This window comes from Streptomyces umbrinus, assembly GCF_030817415.1.
Classification (GTDB): Bacteria; Actinomycetota; Actinomycetes; order Streptomycetales; family Streptomycetaceae; genus Streptomyces; species Streptomyces umbrinus_A.
The window spans coordinates 5,111,026-5,128,287 of record NZ_JAUSZI010000002.1 but is presented as its reverse complement, the minus strand read 5'-3'; the positions used below and the strand labels follow the sequence as shown (position 1 = coordinate 5,128,287).

The window sequence follows — 17,262 nt, the reverse complement described above, 5'->3', positions numbered from 1 at the left end:
CGGAAAGGCTCTTCCCCATAGGACGGTACTTACCGGTCGGTCGTAGGGGGACGGGTGCGGGGGCAGGAGTGGGGCGGCCACAACGAACTGAGCGGCGTCGTTCAAGGTCCCAGCGTCCAGGCCGGCGTCGTGCACGGCGACGTCCACATCCGCACCGGTGAGACGGCGGAGCAGCAGTTGCCGTGGCAGCTTCCGCCTGCCGTTCGCCTCACCGACCGCACCGCGGAGGTGGAGCGGCTCGAACGGCACCGGGCTCTCGCCGCACGGCGGGCCCACCCCGCCCTCGCCACCGTGAGCGGCCTCGGCGGAGTCGGCAAGACCGCGCTGGCCCTGGCCTGGCTGCACGGGTTGCGCCCGGACTTCCCCGGAGGCCAGCTGTACGCGGACCTCTGCGCGCAGGCACCGACCGGCCCCGTCGAACCGGCCCATGTGCTGGGCAGTTTCCTGCGCGGGCTGGGTGTGCCGCCGCAGCAGGTGCCGGAGGGAATCGCCGACCGGGCCGCGCTGTACCGCTCGCTCACCGCCGACCGCCGGATCGTGGTGCTGCTCGACGACGCGGCGACGGCGGCGCAGGTACGGCCGTTGCTGCCGGGCGGGTCCAACGTCACGCTGGTGACCAGCCGTCGGCGGATGTCCGGGCTGGCCCTCGAAGGCGGCTACCAGGTGCATCTGGAACCGCTCGCCCCCGAAGCGGCGGTCGAACTGCTCGCGGCCACCCTCGCCGACGACCGCGTGGCCACCCAGCCGGACGACGCCCGCGCCCTCGTCGGCCTCTGCGCCGGGCTGCCGCTGGCCGTGCGGGTCGCCGGGGCGCGGCTCGCGGCGCGGCCACAGCGCCGGATCACCACGATGGTCCGGGCCCTGACCGCGGAGCGCGGGCGGCTGGACGCGCTCGCCATCGACGGCGACCACGGTGTACGCGCCGCCCTCGACCTCTCCTACCAGGGGCTGCCCGCGGAAGCCGCCCGGCTCTACCGGCTGCTCGGCGTGCATCCGGGGACGGAGTTCGGGGGAGGGGTCGCGGGGGCGGTGCTGGGGGCGGCCGGAGACGGCAGCGGTGGAGACTCCGGTTCCGGAGACGCGAGGGCCGACCCCGGCGAACTGCTCGACGTCCTCCACGACGCCAACCTGCTCATCGACATCGGCGAGGACCGCTACCGCTTCCACGATCTCGTACGGCTGCACGCCATGGGGAAGGCCGCGGAGGACGAGTCCGCGGCGGAGCGGGCGGCGGTGTTCCGTCGTATCGCGGACCACTATCTGGCCACCGCGACGCGGGCCGAGCGGGCCATCGATCCTCGGCATCCCTTACGGGAACGTTCCTACGGGCCCGGCCCGGTGGTCACCGAGGACTTCGGCGACGGCACCAGGGCGGCGCTGGACTGGCTGGAGCGGGAGCTGCCCAACCTGATGGCGGTGATACGGCGGGCCAGAACGACGGAAGAGCGGGACGTCAGCTGGCAGCTCGCCGACGCCCTGGGACCCTTCTTCCTGCGGCGCAAGCACTACGACGCCTGGCACGCCTCGCATGCCGAAGGGCTCGCCGCGGCAAGGGAGTTGGGGGACGGGCCGGCCGAGTGCCGGATGCTCACCTCCGGCGGACAGGGCGAAATGGGCAGGGGAGACGCCGCCCGCGCCCTGGAGATGTTCGAGGAGGCGGCCCGGCTCTTCGCGGACGCCGGGGACGAGCTGGGATACGCGCGTACGTCGAACTACCGCGGGCTCGCCCATCAGCGGGCGGGCCAACTGGACGAGGCGGCCGAGCTGTTCGAGTGGGCCGCCGTGGAGCTTCCCCGCTGCGGGGACCTCCGGGCCGGCGGGCTCGCCCGGCTCAACGCGGCCGATGTCGAGTTCGCCCGAGGCCGGCTTGCCCGGGCGGCCGAGGGTGCCGTCGAGGCACGTACGACCTTGCTCGCGGTCGACGACTCCTACAACGCGGCGCGTGCCGCCACCCTGTTGGGCAGGATCTGCCTCGGTGACGGCCGGCCCGACGAGGCCGAGCGCTGGCTCTCCGGGGCGCTGGCCGTGCTGCGCGAGGTCGCGGCCCACTACGAGACGGCCCGTGCGCTGGATGCCCTGGGCGAGCTCGCCGAACTGCGCGGACAGCGCGAACTCGCCCAGGGGCACTACCGGGAGGCGCTCGATCTCTACGTCGGCGTGAACCGGCCGGGACCGGCCGAGGGCGTGCGGGAGCGGCTGCGGAGGCTCGACGAGGGCGGGGCCGCCTCCGGCCCAGGAGACCGCGGCTGAGGAGTTTCTGGGAGAGGCGCCCCCGGTTGGCATGCGCCGGTTCGGGCAGCCCCTCGCCAAGACGTTCCCGCGTGGGCTACCAGCCAGGCGTGCGCCAGCGAGGCCCAGACGGGCCAGGGGCGCAGGGCGGCATGGCACGCGGTGAGCGTCAGTGAGAGTGGCGCGCGGGTGGCGCCGGAGTCGTACGGCCCGAGCCGCAGCCGGCACAGACGGGTCCCGTGGTGCACCGCGACCACCGCGGCGCCCGGGTGGCCGGCGGCCATCGCGTCGGCCGCCGCGCCTCCCGTGCCTCTCGTGCTTCCTCCGCTCGGTGCGTCCGGTGCGTCCGGTGCGAGCAGGACGTCCGCCAGCGGCGGCCAGGGGCTCGGGGCGGGGAGCGCGACCCGCAGATGCCGGTCCACGAACGGACGGTCCTGACCCGGCAGCGCCAGCGTGACCTCCACCTCGTGGACCGAGGGCGCCCGCAGCCGCTCGTCGATGGAGGCGACACAGGAAGCGGCGAAGGCAGCCGCACAGGAAGCGATGAAGGGGTCGGCCAAGTCACTCATGAGCCTGTGCCCCCGGCTCGTCGCAGCGCACGACGAACGGCAGCCGTGCCCGCTCCGCGGTGAGTGCAGCGGCCGGTGGGCGCAGCCGGAGCCGGCGGTACAGCAGCGCGCGCATCCGGCGGGCGAACCGGCCCGGCTCCGAGCTGAGCCGGCCCGCGATCCGCGTGTACAGCTCCGAGCGGTACGCGGCGGAGCTCTGCCGCAGTTGCCTGCGCAGCGGACGGTCCGTACGGATCCGGGGTGCCAGGGAGCGCAGTTCGGCCATCGGCGAGCAGGGGTCCAGCTCCGTGTCCGGGGAGCCGGCCGTCAGGATCCGCGCACCGGTCATCGCGCCGTAGAGCGACACGGAACCGTGGTCGCTCACGATGTAGTCGGCGGCGACGACCGCCCCGCACCACTCCGCGTGCTGGCCGACCAGCCCGACGCCGGACCGGTTCAGCCGGGCGAAGGCGCTGCGGATGTGCCATTCGCTGTGTGCGTTCCAGACGTTGGAGTGCAGCATGACCACGATGCGGAACTCCTCCCGGGGAAGCTCGGCGGCCAGCCGCTCCAGCAGGTCCCACTGCTGTCCGAGGAGCGAGTCGGGTCCCCAGGTGGAGCAGACGAGCACCAGCTCCTGACGCGGCCCGGTGCGCAGGGCCTCCCGGTACAGGGCACGCGAGGGCAGGCTCGCTACCACGCGGTCGTAGCAGGGGTCCCCGACGACCTCCGCGACGGGCAGCGCCTCGGGGCACTCGCGGCCGAGGCGTGCCCGGTCGTCCTCGTGTGCCAGCACGATGGCTGAGGGGACGACCACGCCGTCCCTGACCAGCCACTGCCGGCCCAGTCCGTACACCTCGCGCTCCGCCACGGCCCGCCCGCGGTGGTCGCCGGGCGCGGAGACCCGTTTGTTGTACGAGGCGCCGTGCGGGAGCACGATCACCGGGACGTGCAGCTCGTGCAGACCGCCGTAGCTCGCGGCCAGCGCGAGGTCGAACCGGGTGTGCACGGCCTGGCTCCAGGGCACGACCAGCGCCCGGGTGTCCTCAAGGAACGTGTCCACGCCGTGGTTGAAGACATCCGCGGCCGTGGTGAAGACCACTTGGACCCTCGGGTCGCCCTCCAGCAGCCGGACCGCTTCCAGCAGTCGCCGCGCGGAGGTCACCGTGTGCACCACGGCGAGCACCCTCTTGCGTATCCGGAAGGTGGCCCAGCGCTCGACGTCCAGACGCAAGGGCACCGCCAGACGCCGGTCGGCATCCGGCATCGTCATACTCATACGTACTCCCCCGTCACGCCAACTCCCTTGTTGGCTCAGTGAGTTGAAGCGAGTTGGCTCAGTGAGTTGAAGAGGGGCCACCCGCTCGCGGCAGTGCGGCCCCACCGTCCTTGTCTGCCCCGGGGGCTGGACGCCGGGCTTGCAGAAACCTTGCAGTCTCCGTACGGGAGAGCTTGCGGATCACCTGAGGGGAGTGCGCGGACTTGGCATGCGCCCCTCACGCGCCTGTGCGCCCCGCTCCGCTCCCTCCGGCGGTTCCGGCAGTGCCCTGACAGTGAGTGGGAGGAAGCGGCTGAACCATCTGGGGGAGATGGTGGACCTCCTTGCGCTGGGGCCTCTCGAACTGTGGCACCAGGGACGTCAGTACACGCTCGGCTCGCTGAAGGAACGGTGCGTCCTCGGGATCCTGCTCTACTCCCGGGGAGATCCGGTCTCCGTGGACACGCTCGTCGAGCGGGTCTGGGACGACGACGATCTGCCCGCGGCTCCCGTGGAGGCGCTGCGCACGTATCTCTCGCGGCTGCGCACCAGGCTCCACCGTGCCGTCGGCGACGACGCGCTGGTCGAGCGGGCGGCGCCGCGCCGCTACCGGCTGCGCGTCGAGCACGAGGACGACGTGGACTTCGTACGCCTCGAACAACTGCGCGCGCAGGCACGTGCGGCGGCCGGGCGGGGCGACACGGAGTACGCCGTCGGTCTGCTGCACGCCGCTCAGGCGCTCTGGCGCGGGGAGCCGTTCGCGGAGTTCACCGGCGCCTGGGCCGCCTCCGCGCGGGCCCGGCTGACCGAGGACCACCGGCGGGTACGGGAGGAACGCATCCGCCTGGAACTGGAGTTGGGCCGGCACGCCGACCTCGTCGGCGAACTCCACGAACTGGTCTCCCTCGATCCCCTCGCCCAACAGGCCGTCGCCGCCCTGATGCTGGCCCTCTACCGCTCGGGCCGCGACGGCGAGGCACTGGCTCTTTACCGGGAGACCCATGGCCGACTGGCCGACGAACTGGGCATCGACCCGGGGGTGGACCTCCAGGACCTGCACCACCGCGTCCTCAGGCAGGACCCCGTCCTGCGGGAGCCGGCCCCGCGGGATCCGGCGCCCGTCGCCCTGGCGGTCCCTGCCGGCTCCGGTGAGGCGCCCGAGCAGGTCCCTGCCGAATCCGGCGAGGAATCCTCCGTACGAGATCCGGGCGTGGGCGACCCGCGACGGCCGACGGGCGCCGCGGACAAGGGGCCCGTGGGAAGCAGCCTGCCCCGTGACACCAGGGACTTCACCGGCCGGGGGAGCGAGCTGGAGGCCATGCTCGCCGCGACCGTCTCGTCCCCCGAGGGAAACGGGACAGCCCTGCCCCTCACGGTGGTGCACGGCATGCCCGGAGTCGGCAAGTCGGCGCTGATCATCCATGCCGCGTACCGGATGAGGTCCCGCTACCCCGCAGGACAGTTCTACGTCGACCTGCGCGGCTACAGCGACCAGCCGCCGTACGAACCGGCCGACGCCCTGGCCTTCCTGCTGCACACCGTCGGCGTGCCCGATCCGCTTCCCGAGACCCTCGACGAACGGACCGCGCGCTGGCGGGAGTGGACCGCCTACCACCGCGTCCTCGTGGTGCTCGACAACGCGCGCGACGCCGAGCAGGTGCGGCCGTTGCTGCCCGGCTCGCCGGAGTGTCACGCGATCGTGGCCAGTCGCAATCGGCTCGCCGGCCTCGACGGCGCCATGTCCGTCCCGCTGGACGTGCTGTCCGTGTCGGAGGCGGCCTCGCTCTTCGCTCGGATCGTGGGCGCGGCGAGGGTCTCCGACACCTCCGCACTGCGCCGCGTCGTGGAGTTGTGCAGCTGCCATCCGCTCACGGTCCAGTTGCTCGCGAGCCGGTTCCGGCACCGGGACACCTGGGACCTGGAGTACGTGGCCGACCGGCTGACGCGCGCCGGGGACAGACTGGACGAATTCGACCGACGGGTCGCCGCTGCCTTCCAGCTCTCCTACTCGGATCTCGACGCCTCCGCGCGGCTGCTCTTCCGCCATCTGGCGCTGCACCCGGGCCCCGACATCACTCTGGAGGCGGCGACCGCGCTGTGCGGGGGCCCCGACACCGAGGAGATCCGCCGCGCGGCGGACGACCTCCTCGACCGGCACCTGCTCAACGAGCCGGTGCGCGACCGCTATCAACTGCACGACCTGGCCCGCGCGTTCGGGGGGCGATTATGCCGCGCCGAGGACCCGCCGACGGCACGGGACGGAGCGCTCCGCCGCCTGATGTCCTACTACCTCACGGCAGCCGACCGCGCCGACCGGCTCGCGTATCCGCGCCGCCGCAGACGGCCCATCGGCCAGGAGCGTTTCTCTTCCTGCGCACCGGACTTCACCAGTGCCGAAATCGGGCCCGGGCCCGAAGCCGAGAGCGGCCCTGAGGCCGGCCCCGGGGCCGAGGCCGAAGCGGTCGACGCGGCATCGGCCTGGCTCACCTTGGAGCGTGCGAACCTGCTGGCCGTGGCCCGAACGGCCGCCGCCGACTTTCCGGACTTCGCCCCGCTCTTTCCCCATGTGCTGGCCTATGCGCTGAAGTTGTGGGGTGTCCGGGATCTCACGGCCGAGTTCCACGCCGCCGCCCTGGCCGCCCTCCGCGTTGGGGACGACCATCAGGCGCTGGCCCAGACGCTGGTGGAGCGAGCGGACGTACTGGCCCAGGAGAACCACGGCGAGGCACTCCACTGTGCGGCTGAGGCGCTGTCCCTCTTCGAGGAACTGGACGATGTGCACGGTCGCGCCGACGCTCTCTTCGAGATCGGCCGGGCCCATCTCGCGGCGGGGCGAGGCGAGATGTCCTTGCACGAACTGGACCGCGCTCTCGCGCTCTACCAACAGGTCGGTGACCGCTACGGCGTGGCCGAGAGCCTCAATGTGCAGGGAGCCGCCCTGATCTTCGGAGCCGAGTACGCCAGAGCGATGCACCGCTTCAGGGCCATGCTGGAGATCCACCGGGATCTGCGGAACGCGCACGGCCAGGTGAAGGCCCTGAACAACATGGGGGAGATCTACTTCGCCGAGGGGCTGTACGAAGAGGCCCGCAGCCACTATGAGCAGTCCCTGGCTTTGGCACGCCGCTTCGGCGGGCGCCAGGAGCTGGCCATTTTGGATACGAACCTCGGGACCGTCCATCGCGTCACCGGCAGGCCGGAACTGGCCCTGGTCTGCTTCCGACGCGCCCTCGCCAGTCACCGGGCCAGTGAGGACGCCGTCGGCGAAGTGAATGCCTTGAACAGTCTCGGCGCGGCCTGTGCGGAGTCCGGGCGGATGGACGAGGCACTGCGCCACTTCAGCACGGCGGAGCGGGTCTCCCGGCGGATCGACAACCAGTACGAGCGCCAGCGCGCCCTTGTGGGTATCGCCGACACGCAGCGCACGGTGGGCCAGTTGGGCGTCGCACTGGAGACGTACGGGAGTGCCCTGCGGATCGCGGAGAAGTTCGGCTTCCCTCTCGGCTCGGCGCACGCGCTGGCCGGACTGGCCCGAACGCACCTTCACGCGCGGGGAATCGACTCGGCCCGGCCGTACGCCGAGCGTGCGCTGGCGCTCTATCAGAGACTCGGTGCGGCCGTGGAAGCGGAGGAACTGCGCTGTCTCCTCGCCAGTTGGGGAGCCACCGGTTCCTGAAGCACGGAGGCTGCCGACGGAGCCTTGATCCCCCCGGCGAACTCCGGCGAACTCCCGCGAACCCCCGGCGGCCCCTCGCTGCGGTCGGCGACCGGGTTCCCCACCCACGAGGAGGGGAACCCGGTCGCCGCACGCTGATCCTCAGTCGTTCGTCACCTGCTTCACCACATGACCTGCTGGGGCTGTGCCAACTGGCCGGACCACATCACCTGCTGGGGCTGCAACTGCTTGCTGGACCACATCACTTGGTTGCCCGCGGCCTGCGTCGTGCTCTGGCGGCCGGTCGCCGTGGCGGGTTCGTCGGCGGCTGACGCCGGCGCCGTGGCCAGGGCAAGGAGCACGGCGGCGGTGCCAAGGACGGGCGATTTGTGAATCAAGTTCGGAGTTCTCCCTACTCGTTCCAGGTGGAGTTCCCGTCGGGGTGACCGGGCCCCTGAAACCTATGACCACACAGCTGTCGGTCGCACCTCTGTTCCCTCGCGTCACTCGAAAGGGTGAACTTCACGGTGTTTGTGGGAAGTTGCGTCGGTTCAAGGTGCTTCGTGCGTGGATCGGCGCGCCTTCGCTGCGCGAGGCGGAGCCTGCTCCTCGGGTCCAGTGGCGCCCGTCAGTCTCCCCAGCTTTCGGTCCAGGGCCATCGACACCTCCGCGTCCACCACGCTCTTCGCCAGCGGCCGCAATCGCTTGAGGTCGTCCGTCGTTCGGCCGCCCTGTGTCAGGACGAGCTCGGTGAACAGCTCGGCGAGGGCGTCGGCGTGGTCGCGGACGCGGCGGGCCGCGGCCAGGACGTCAGCGAGCGGGATGCCCTCGCGGACCAGTGCCGCCGATGTGTCCAGGAGGCGCCGGCTCACGTGGACGATCTCGCCGCCGTCCGTGCCGAGGTAGCCCAGGTCGAGCGCCGCCGACAGGTTCTCCGGCGTCGCCTCTTCGCCGAACACGTCCGCCAGTTCCTCCGGCGACAGGCGGACCGGTGTCTCCTCCGTGGGCGCGCCCAGGCCGAGGAGGTCGCCGACGTCGCGGCCGTGGTCGAAGGCCTCGGCGAGTTCGGCGATGCCGTTCAGGGTGTGGCCGCGTTCCAGGAGGGCGGCGATCGTGCGCAGCCGGGCGAGGTGGTCCTCGTCGTACCAGGCGATGCGGCCCTCGCGGCGCGGTGGCGGGATCAGCTTGCGCTCGCGGTAGAAGCGCAGCGTGCGCACGGTGATGCCGGCCTCCCTGGCCAGCTCCTCCATTCGGTACTCCCGCTTGTCCGCCACGCGGGAAGCCTATGTCGTACCGTCGGTAACTTTCCTTCCCCCGGACCCCTACCCATCGGTATGGAGCTGCTCTACGCTCCCATTGCGCCAGTATTCACTGGCGGAGTCGGCAGCGTCGTACGCGGCAATGGAGGCGTCGGGATGACCCAGCACGAGCATGTACGGGTGGCGGTGATCGGCTCCGGATTCGGTGGGCTCGGAGCCGCTGTGCGGTTGCGTCGTGAGGGCGTCACCGACTTCGTCGTCCTGGAGCGGGCCGACAGCGTGGGCGGGACCTGGCGGGACAACAGTTATCCGGGCTGCGCCTGTGACGTGCCGTCCCACCTCTACTCGTTCTCGTTCGCGCCCAATCCCGACTGGCCGCGCACCTTCTCCGGGCAGGAGCACATCCGCGCCTATCTGGAGCACGTCGCTGACGTCTTCCGGCTCCGGTCGCACCTTCGCTTCAACTCGGAAGTGAAGATGATGACCTGGGACGGAGCGAAGCTGCGCTGGGTCATCGAGACCAGCAGTGGGACGCTCACCGCCGACGTCGTCGTCTCCGCGACCGGGCCGCTCTCCGATCCCAAGGTCCCGGACGTTCCCGGCCTCGACACCTTCCCCGGCAAGGTCTTCCACTCGGCCCGCTGGGACCACGACTACGACCTGCGCGGCAAGCGGGTCGCGATGATCGGTACGGGGGCCTCGGCCATCCAGATCGTGCCGAGCATCCAGCCGGACGTCGCGAAGCTCACCCTCTTCCAGCGCACCCCGCCCTGGGTGATGCCCCGCGTCGACCGGGCCATCAGCGGGGCCGAGCGCTGGCTCCACCGGCAGCTGCCCTTCACCTCGCAGGCCCGGCGCGGACTCCTGTGGGGCCTGCGGGAGTTGCAGGTCCAGGCGTTCACCAAGCGCCCCGACGAGCTCGGAATCGTCGAGCAACTGGCCAAGCGGAACATGGCCCGGGCGATCAAGGACCCGCAGCTCAGGGCCAAGTTGACCCCGTCCTACCGCATCGGCTGCAAGCGCATCCTGCTCTCCAGCACGTACTACCCGGCCCTCGCGCAGCCCAATGTGGACGTGGTCGCGAGCGGACTCGGCGAGGTCCGCGGGTCGACCGTCGTGGCCGCCGACGGGACCGAGGCCGAGGTCGACGCGATCGTCTTCGGCACGGGCTTCCATGTCACCGACATGCCGATCGCCGACCGGGTCGTGGGCGCGGAGGGCAAGACGCTCGCCGAGGCGTGGCAGTCCGGCATGAAGTCGCTGCGGGGCGCGACGGCGGCCGGGTTCCCCAACTGGATGACGATCATCGGACCGAACACCGGCCTCGGGAACTCCAGCATGATCCTGATGATCGAGTCCCAGCTCAACTACATGGCCGACTACGTGAAGCAGTTGGAGGTGCTCGGCGGACCGGCCGCCCTCGACGCACGGCCCGGCGCGGTCGACGCCTGGAACCACCGCGTCCAGGAGCGTATGAAGCGCACGGTCTGGAACACCGGCGGCTGCACCAGCTGGTACCTCGACGACAACGGCGTCAACACCACCATCTGGCCCGGCACGACCACCGAGTTCCGTGGCGCGACTCGGCGCGTGGACCTGGGGGAGTACGACCTGTTGCGGCCGCCGCCCGCGCCGGAGACGGCACCGAAGCGCCGTACGAAGAAGAGGGTGGAGGCGGGCGCGTGAGCCGGCTGACGCATGTGGTGAACGGTCCCTACGCCCCGCCCGTCGCCGCCCGCGAGCTGACCGCCGTGTCCGCCGACGGGGCCCGGCTGCACGTCGAGGTGCACGGGCCCGACGGGGCACCCGCGGTGGTGCTCTCGCACGGGTGGTCGTGTTCGACCGCCTTCTGGGCGGCGCAGATCAGGGACCTGGCCGCCGACCACCGCGTGATCGCGTACGACCAGCGGGGGCACGGGCGCAGTCCGGCGAACCCCGTGTGCAGCGCGGACGCGCTCGCCGACGATCTGGAGGCCGTGCTCGCCGCCACGCTCGCGCCCGGGGAGAAGGCCGTTCTGGCCGGGCACCCCATGGGCGGGATGACGCTGATGGCCGCGGCCGGGCGGGACCGGTTCCGGGAGCACGCGGGCGCCGTGCTGCTGTGCAGTACGGGCAGTTCGCGGCTGGTCGCCGAGTCGCTGGTGGTGCCGATGCGGGCCGGGCGGTCGCGGATCTGGCTGACCAGGAAGGTTCTCGGGTCGCGGGCTCCGCTCGGGCCCGTCACACCGGTCGCCCGGCGGATCCTCAAGTACGCGACGATGGGGCCCGGTTCGGCGCCCGGCATGGTCGAGGCCTGCGCGCGCATCGTGCACGCGTGCCCGCGCAAGGTGCGGTACGCATGGTCGCACGTGCTCGACACGCTCGATCTCGACCATCGCGTACGGGAGTTGGGCGTGCCGGCCGCGGTCGTCGTCGGCACGGCCGACCGGATGACGCCCGTCGTGCACGCGCGCGCCCTCGTCGCCGCGCTGCCGCACTGTGTCGGTTCCACCGAACTGCCCGGGCTCGGGCACATGACCCCCGTCGAGGCGCCCGCGCTGGTCATCACCCGGATACGGGAACTCGTCTCCACATACGTACGGATCCAGCAGAAGGAGGGCGCATGAGCAGAGTCAGCCTGGAAGGGCAGGTCGCCGTCGTCACGGGGGCCGCGCGGGGCGTCGGGGAACTCCTCGCCCGCAAGCTCTCCGCCCGCGGTGCCACGGTCGCGCTCGTCGGTCTGGAGCCGGACGCGCTGAAGCAGGTCGCCGAGCGGCTGCACGGCGAGAGCGGGCACTGGTACGCCGACGTCACCGACCACGAGGCGATGGCGCGGGTCGCGGCGGAGGTGAAGGAGCGGTTCGGGAAGGTCGACATCGTCGTCGCCAACGCCGGGGTCGCCAACGGAGGGCCGTTCGTCGACTCCGACCCGCAGACGTGGCGGCGGGTCATCGAGGTGAACCTCATCGGGTCGGCGATGACCGCGCGGGCGTTCCTGCCCGTGCTGATGGAGAGCCGCGGCTATCTGCTGCAGATCGCCTCGCTCGCCGCGATCACGCCCGCGCCGATGATGACCGCGTACTGCGCGTCCAAGTCGGGCGTCGAGGCGTACGCGCACAGCCTGCGGGCCGAGGTCGGGTACAAGGGCGTACGCGTGGGGGTCGGGTATCTGTCGTGGACCGACACCGACATGGTGCGCGGGGCCGATCAGGACGACGTCATGCGGGAGTTGAGGCAGCGGCTGCCGTGGCCCGCCGGCAAGACGTATCCGCTCGGGCCGGCCGTCGACCGGATCGTGGCCGGGATCGAGCGGCGGTCCAGTCATGTGTACGGGCAGTGGTGGCTGCGGGGGATGCAGGGTGTACGCGGGTATCTGCCGGGGCTCATCGGGTCGGTGGGGCAGCGGGAGATGCGGCGGTTCGCTCCGCGGGTGGGGCGGGTGCCGAAGGGGCTTGTCGGGGCCGGGGGAGAGGCCGATGAGCAGGCACGGAGCACGCTGCGTAACTGACCGTTACTGATCGAAATGCGCGCTTTGTCGGTCCGTGTGAATCTGGTCGAGGCCCCATCCCCCACCCACTACGGGAGTGAATCTCATGGGCATGAAGGACCAGTTCCAGGACAAGGCCGCGGAGCTCGAGGAGCAGGCGCGTCGACGTGCCGAGGCCGGCCGCGACGAGGCGAGCGAGCGCGGGCGGCAGCCGCAGGAGCCGCGTGACCCGCGTGAGCGGGCGTCGCGTGAGCGGGCTCCGCGGGAGCGTCAGGAGCCGGGGCGGCAGACGCCGGATGAGGCGCAGCGGGCGTCGCGTGATGCGCAGGAGCGGTTCGATCAGGACTACGACATGTGATCGAGCTTGCTGAGCGTGGGGTGCCCTTCTTCGGGAGGGCGCCCCGCGCTTTTGTGTGTGCTGGGTTGTTCGTCGGGTGCGGGTGCGGGTGCGTTGGGGCTGGTCGCACAGTTCCCCGCGCCCCTGAAAGACTTGGGTGGGCCCCGGTGGAGAAGGACCCCCGTGCCCCTGAAAAGACTTGGCTGAGCTCCGGTGAAGAAGGAACCCCCGCATCGGCAAAAAACTTGGCTCAGCCCCGGTCAATAAGGAACCCCCCGCTGACGAGTCCATCCCCTATGAAGGTGTCCTCGGCGGCAGCTTCGGGCGCGTTCTCGTCGGCGTGTTCTCGTAGGTCGGTGGGGTTGCTGCCGGGTGGAGGGACAGGAGGTCCAGGGCCAGTTGGACTGCGTCGTCCAGTTGGGCGTGGCGGCCTTCTGCCCAGTCGAGGGGGGTGCGGAGGATTTCGAGGTCGGGGGTGACGCCCTGGTTCTCGATGGACCAGCCGTACGCGTCGAACCAGGCGGCGTTCATGGGGACCGTGATGACGGTGCCGTCGCCGAGGCGGTGGCGGCCGGTCATGCCGACGACGCCGCCCCAGGTGCGCTGGCCCACCACCGGGCCCAGTTTCAGCAACTTGAACGCCGCCGTGATCATGTCGCCGTCCGACGAGGTCATTTCGTCGGCCAGGGCCACCACCGGGCCCCGCGGGGCGTTGGACGCGTACGACACCGGCTGGGCGTTGCGGGTCAGGTCCCAGCCCAGGATCGTGCGGGTGAGTTTCTCCACGACCAGCTCGCTGATGTGGCCGCCGGCGTTGCCGCGTACGTCGACGATGAGGGCGGGCCGCGACACCTCCATGCGCAGGTCGCGGTTGAACTGGGCCCAGCCCGAGCCGCCCATGTCCGGGATGTGCAGATAGCCGCAGCGGCCGCCGCTCAACTCCCGTACCACCTCACGGCGTTTGGCCACCCAGTCCTGGTAGCGCAGGGGGCGTTCGTCGACCAGGGGGACCACCGCGACCCGGCGTGAGCGGCCCTCGCCCTCCGCCGGGGTGAACGTCAGCTCGACCGTCGTGCCGCCCGCGCCCGCGAGGAGGGGGAAGGGGCCCGGGACGGGGTTCACCGGGCGGCCGTCCACGTGGGTGAGGACCGCGCCCTCGCGGATGCCCGTACCGGCCAGCGGTGAACGGGCCTTGGAGTCGGAGGAGTCGCCGGGCAGGATGCGCTGGACGAGCCAACCCTCGTCGCGCCGTACGAGGTTGGCGCCGAGGAGGCCCTGCGCCCGCTGGTAGTGGGGCGGGCCCTCGTTGCGGCGGGCGGCGGTGACGTACGCGTGCGAGGTGCCCAGTTCGCCGAGCACCTCGCGGAGCAGGTCGGCGAACTCGTCGGGGGAGGCGACCCGTTCGACGAGCGGGCGGTACTGCTCCAGGATCCCGTCCCAGTCGATGCCGCACATGTCGGGGGCCCAGAAGTAGGCGCGGATGAGACGGCCCGCCTCGGCGTACGCCTGGCGCCACTCCGCGGCCGGGTCCACCTCGTGGAGGATACGGCGGAGGTCGATCCAGACGGTCGTGTCGCCGTCGCCGGACTCCGTGGAGGGGACCGCGCGCAGGTCGCCCTCGTCGACCACGACCAGCCGGCTGCCGTCGCCGCTCAGCGCGAACCAGTCGAGGTGCTCGACGAGTTCGGACTTCTTCGCCTTGGTGATGTTGAAGTACTCCAGGGTCGGACGGCCGCTCGTGTCGTCCGGGTTCGCGAACGTCTCGCCCAGCGCGCCCGAGATCGGCCAGCGCAGCCAGACCAGACCGCCGCCCGCGACCGGGTACAGCGCCGAGTACTTGGACGCCGTGACCGGGAAGGGCGTCACCCGGCTCTCCAGGCCCTCGATCTCCACGGTCACCGTGGCGCCGTCGCCGGTGTCGTCCTCGACCGGGTCCAGACCGCCGGCCGCCGGGCGCCCCTCGGGGTTCAGCGCGAAGGGGGACGGGGTCGCCGAGGACAGGGGGACGAGGTACGGGCGGCAGCCCAGCGGGAAGGAGAGGTCGCCGGTGTGGACGTCGTACACCGGGTCGAAGCCGCGCCAGGAGAGGAAGGCGAGGAAGCGGCCGTCGCGGGTGAAGACCGGGTTCTCGTCCTCGAAGCGGCCGTTGGTGACGTCGACGATCGTGCGCGCGCCCGGCCCCTCGATCCTGGCCATCTTGATCTGGCGCAGGGTGCGGCCGATGCCCGGGTGCGACCAGGTCAGCCAGGCCCCGTCCGGGGAGAAGGCCAGATCGCGCACGGGCCCGTTGATGGACCGGATGAGCTCGGTGACCTCGCCCGACCCCGACCCCGACTTTGATTCCGACCCCGACCCCGTTCGGGACGTGCTCCCGGACCCTGACTCCTCCGTCGCGTCGAGCAGCAGCAGCCGCCCGTCGTTCGACGCGATCGCCAGCCGCTCGCCCTTCGGGTCCGAGACGAGTTCCAGGACGCGGCCCAGTTCGCCGGAGGCCAGCCGGCGCGGCTCGCGTTCGCCGCTGGCGCGCGGCAGATAGGCGATCTCGACGGCGTCCTCGCCCTCCGCGTCCGTCACGTAGGCGACCTGCCCGCCCGAGCCGAGCATCTCGGGGAGCCGGACGCGGACGCCCGGGGTGTCCGCGATCGTGCGCGCCGGGCCGTCGCGGTGCGTGAGCCAGTACAGGCTGCCGCGTACGACGACGGCGCAGGCCCGGCCCGTCTCGTCCACGGAGATCCCGTCGACGTGCTGCGCGGCCGGCACCTGGTACGTACGGCGTCCGGCGCGCGGGCCGCCGAGGCGTACGTCGAGGCGGCGCGGGAGCGATTCGGGGGACAGGTCGTCGACGATCCACAGGTCGCCCGCGCACTGGTAGACGACCCGGGTGCCGTCGCTGGAGGCGTGCCGGGCGTAGAAGGTGTCGTGGTCGGTGTGGCGGCGCAGGTCGGAGCCGTCGTGCAGACAGGAGTAGAGGTTGCCGATGCCCTCGTGGTCGGAGAGGAAGGCGATGCGGCCGCCGACGAACATCGGCGAGTCCAGGTGTCCGTCGAGGTCGGCGAGGATGCGCCGCCCGTGCAGCCAGAGCCGGCCGGTGGCGCCGCCGCGGTAGCGCTTCCAGGCGGCGGGCTCGTGCGGGGGCGTGCCGGTGAGCAGCAGGGTCAGGCGCTCGCCCGCGAAGTCCTCGACCGCGATGTGCGAGACCGGGCCCCACGGGAGCTTGCCGCCGGGGCAGCCGTCGACCGGCACGCTGTAGGCCCAGGTGAAGTATGAGAAGGGCTCGCCGTGCGAGGCGACGGCGAGGATGTCGCCGTCGGGCGACCAGCCGCAGACCTGGGTGTCGGCGTTCCCCCAGTAGGTGAGCCGCCGGGCCGGACCGCCGTCCACCGGCGCCAGATGGATCTCCGGCACGAGGTTGCGCCAGGTCGTGTACGCGAGGTGCCGGCCGTCGGGCGAGAAGCGCGGGTGGCTCACCTTCGTACGGTCGACGGTCAGCCGCCAGGCGCGGCCGGGGGTGTCGAGGGGGGCCACCCAGAGGTCGTCCTCGGCCGCGAAGCACAGGCGGTCGCCGCTGAGGTGCGGGAAGCGCAGGTAGGCGGCGGAGCCCCGGCCGTCCCCGGTCGCCCCGTGGTCCACGGCCCCTCCTGCTGGGGGCCCGTCTCCGGTCGCGTTCTCCAACTCGTCGCTCACTCACCCATGCTTTTCCGGTGGGCGGGGCCCGGCAACTCGTGGTCCGGCGGAACGGGCGTGCCGCGGCCGGGTGGGGCGCCGGTGAGAGGTCGGTGAGGAGCCGGTGAGAAGCCGTGACGCAGCACACGTACGAAACGGTTTCGTTTCGCTTGGGGATGGGGTACCTTCATAGGAGTACGAGACAGTTTCGTTCGAGCGGGAATGGTGAGTGGCATGGCTGAGACAGCAACGACGCGTCGCAGCCGGATCACGCCCGAGCGCGAGGCCGAGCTGTACGAGGCCGTGCTCGACCTGCTCCGTGAGGTCGGTTACGACTCCCTGACCATGGACGCCGTCGCCACCCGCACCCGGTCCAGCAAGGCCACGCTCTACCGCCAGTGGGGCGGCAAGGCCGAACTGGTCGCGAGGGCGATCCGGCATCACAAGCCGGTCGATCTCGCGGCGGTCGACACCGGAACCCTGCGAGGCGACTTCCGGGCGCTCACACACCGCCAGGACGACTGCCAGATGGAACAGGACTCCGCGCTGATGCGAGTCCTCGGCACCGCGGCTCACACGAACCCCGAGCTGCTGGCCGCCCTCCGCGAATGGCTGATCGAGCCGGAGCTGGCGGAGATGCGTCGGGTGGTGCAGCGTGCCGTCGACCGCGGCGAGGTCCGTCCGGACAACCCGGCGATCGACTACGTGCTGCACATGATCATCGGCGCCTTCGTGGCGCGGACGCTGATCGACGAGGCGCCACCGACCCAGGCCTTCGTCGCCTCGTACATCGACGCTGTGGTGATCCCCGCCCTCAGCGCCTGATCCGTCCCTCGATTCCCCGAGC

General features: G+C 71.7%; 12 protein-coding genes. 7 read left to right on the top strand and 5 right to left on the bottom strand.

Going from position 1 to position 17,262, the window contains the following annotated elements; translation table 11 throughout:
- The first annotated feature begins 54 nt into the window (after positions 1 to 54).
- A complete protein-coding gene (locus tag QF035_RS22280; RefSeq protein WP_307522240.1) occupies positions 55 to 2,250 on the top strand; it encodes an ATP-binding protein in 2,196 nt (731 codons plus the stop codon).
- Here QF035_RS22280 and QF035_RS22275 read toward each other — a convergent pair.
- Both QF035_RS22275 and QF035_RS22270 read right to left on the bottom strand, forming a co-directional pair.
- Complete coding sequence (locus tag QF035_RS22275) at positions 2,148 to 2,798, bottom strand: hypothetical protein (protein WP_307522239.1); 651 nt, start codon at positions 2,796 to 2,798, stop codon at positions 2,148 to 2,150. The genes QF035_RS22280 and QF035_RS22275 overlap by 103 nt on opposite strands.
- Entirely contained in the window at positions 2,791 to 4,056 is a 1,266-nt protein-coding gene (locus QF035_RS22270) for a hypothetical protein (RefSeq protein ID WP_307522238.1), read from the bottom strand. Before QF035_RS22270 ends, QF035_RS22275 begins: the two co-directional genes overlap by 8 nt.
- A gap of 310 nt (positions 4,057 to 4,366) precedes the next feature.
- Between QF035_RS22270 and QF035_RS22265 the strand changes: the two genes are divergently transcribed.
- Positions 4,367 to 7,711, top strand: a complete 3,345-nt coding sequence (locus QF035_RS22265) for an AfsR/SARP family transcriptional regulator (RefSeq protein WP_307522236.1) — start codon at positions 4,367 to 4,369, stop codon at positions 7,709 to 7,711.
- 161 nt (positions 7,712 to 7,872) lie between these two features.
- Here QF035_RS22265 and QF035_RS22260 read toward each other — a convergent pair whose 3' ends face one another.
- Both QF035_RS22260 and QF035_RS22255 read right to left on the bottom strand, forming a co-directional pair.
- Entirely contained in the window at positions 7,873 to 8,088 is a 216-nt protein-coding gene (locus QF035_RS22260; RefSeq protein WP_307522234.1) for a hypothetical protein, read from the bottom strand.
- Positions 8,089 to 8,241: 153 nt separating this feature from the next.
- Positions 8,242 to 8,940 (bottom strand): MerR family transcriptional regulator, encoded by a 699-nt coding sequence (locus QF035_RS22255; RefSeq protein WP_307531332.1) that lies wholly within the window; start codon positions 8,938 to 8,940, stop codon positions 8,242 to 8,244.
- A gap of 165 nt (positions 8,941 to 9,105) precedes the next feature.
- Between QF035_RS22255 and QF035_RS22250 the strand changes: the two genes are divergently transcribed.
- From QF035_RS22250 to QF035_RS22235, 4 genes are all read left to right on the top strand, one after another.
- Positions 9,106 to 10,635, top strand: a complete 1,530-nt coding sequence (locus QF035_RS22250; RefSeq protein WP_307522233.1) for a flavin-containing monooxygenase — start codon at positions 9,106 to 9,108, stop codon at positions 10,633 to 10,635.
- Positions 10,632 to 11,555 carry an alpha/beta fold hydrolase gene (locus tag QF035_RS22245; RefSeq protein ID WP_307522232.1) on the top strand — a complete coding sequence of 308 codons (924 nt, stop codon included), beginning with the start codon at positions 10,632 to 10,634 and terminating at the stop codon, positions 11,553 to 11,555. The genes QF035_RS22250 and QF035_RS22245 overlap by 4 nt, the downstream gene beginning before the upstream one ends.
- The gene (locus QF035_RS22240) at positions 11,552 to 12,436 is read left to right on the top strand and encodes an SDR family oxidoreductase (RefSeq protein WP_307522230.1); all 885 of its coding nucleotides are present in this window, start codon (positions 11,552 to 11,554) and stop codon (positions 12,434 to 12,436) included. The genes QF035_RS22245 and QF035_RS22240 overlap by 4 nt, the downstream gene beginning before the upstream one ends.
- Before the next feature lie 85 nt (positions 12,437 to 12,521).
- Positions 12,522 to 12,773, top strand: a complete 252-nt coding sequence (locus tag QF035_RS22235) for a hypothetical protein (protein WP_307522229.1) — start codon at positions 12,522 to 12,524, stop codon at positions 12,771 to 12,773.
- 273 nt (positions 12,774 to 13,046) lie between these two features.
- Here QF035_RS22235 and QF035_RS22230 read toward each other — a convergent pair whose 3' ends face one another.
- Positions 13,047 to 16,382, bottom strand: a complete 3,336-nt coding sequence (locus tag QF035_RS22230) for a S41 family peptidase (RefSeq protein ID WP_307531330.1) — start codon at positions 16,380 to 16,382, stop codon at positions 13,047 to 13,049.
- Positions 16,383 to 16,649: 267 nt separating this feature from the next.
- Here QF035_RS22230 and QF035_RS22225 point away from each other — a divergent pair, with 267 nt between their 5' ends.
- Complete coding sequence (locus QF035_RS22225) at positions 16,650 to 17,240, top strand: TetR/AcrR family transcriptional regulator (protein ID WP_307522227.1); 591 nt, start codon at positions 16,650 to 16,652, stop codon at positions 17,238 to 17,240.
- Positions 17,241 to 17,262 lie beyond the last annotated feature (22 nt).

Bases quoted from the DNA above. Each gene is read 5' to 3' on its own strand.
- QF035_RS22275 (WP_307522239.1), bottom strand. From the start codon at position 2,798: ATGAGTGACTTGGCCGACCCCTTCATCGCTTCCTGTGCGGCTGCCTTC.
- QF035_RS22270 (WP_307522238.1), bottom strand. From the start codon at position 4,056: ATGAGTATGACGATGCCGGATGCCGACCGGCGTCTGGCGGTGCCCTTG.
- QF035_RS22265 (WP_307522236.1), top strand. From the start codon at position 4,367: ATGGTGGACCTCCTTGCGCTGGGGCCTCTCGAACTGTGGCACCAGGGA.
- QF035_RS22255 (WP_307531332.1), bottom strand. From the start codon at position 8,940: ATGGAGGAGCTGGCCAGGGAGGCCGGCATCACCGTGCGCACGCTGCGC.
- QF035_RS22250 (WP_307522233.1), top strand. From the start codon at position 9,106: ATGACCCAGCACGAGCATGTACGGGTGGCGGTGATCGGCTCCGGATTC.
- QF035_RS22240 (WP_307522230.1), top strand. From the start codon at position 11,552: ATGAGCAGAGTCAGCCTGGAAGGGCAGGTCGCCGTCGTCACGGGGGCC.
- QF035_RS22235 (WP_307522229.1), top strand. From the start codon at position 12,522: ATGGGCATGAAGGACCAGTTCCAGGACAAGGCCGCGGAGCTCGAGGAG.
- QF035_RS22225 (WP_307522227.1), top strand. From the start codon at position 16,650: ATGGCTGAGACAGCAACGACGCGTCGCAGCCGGATCACGCCCGAGCGC.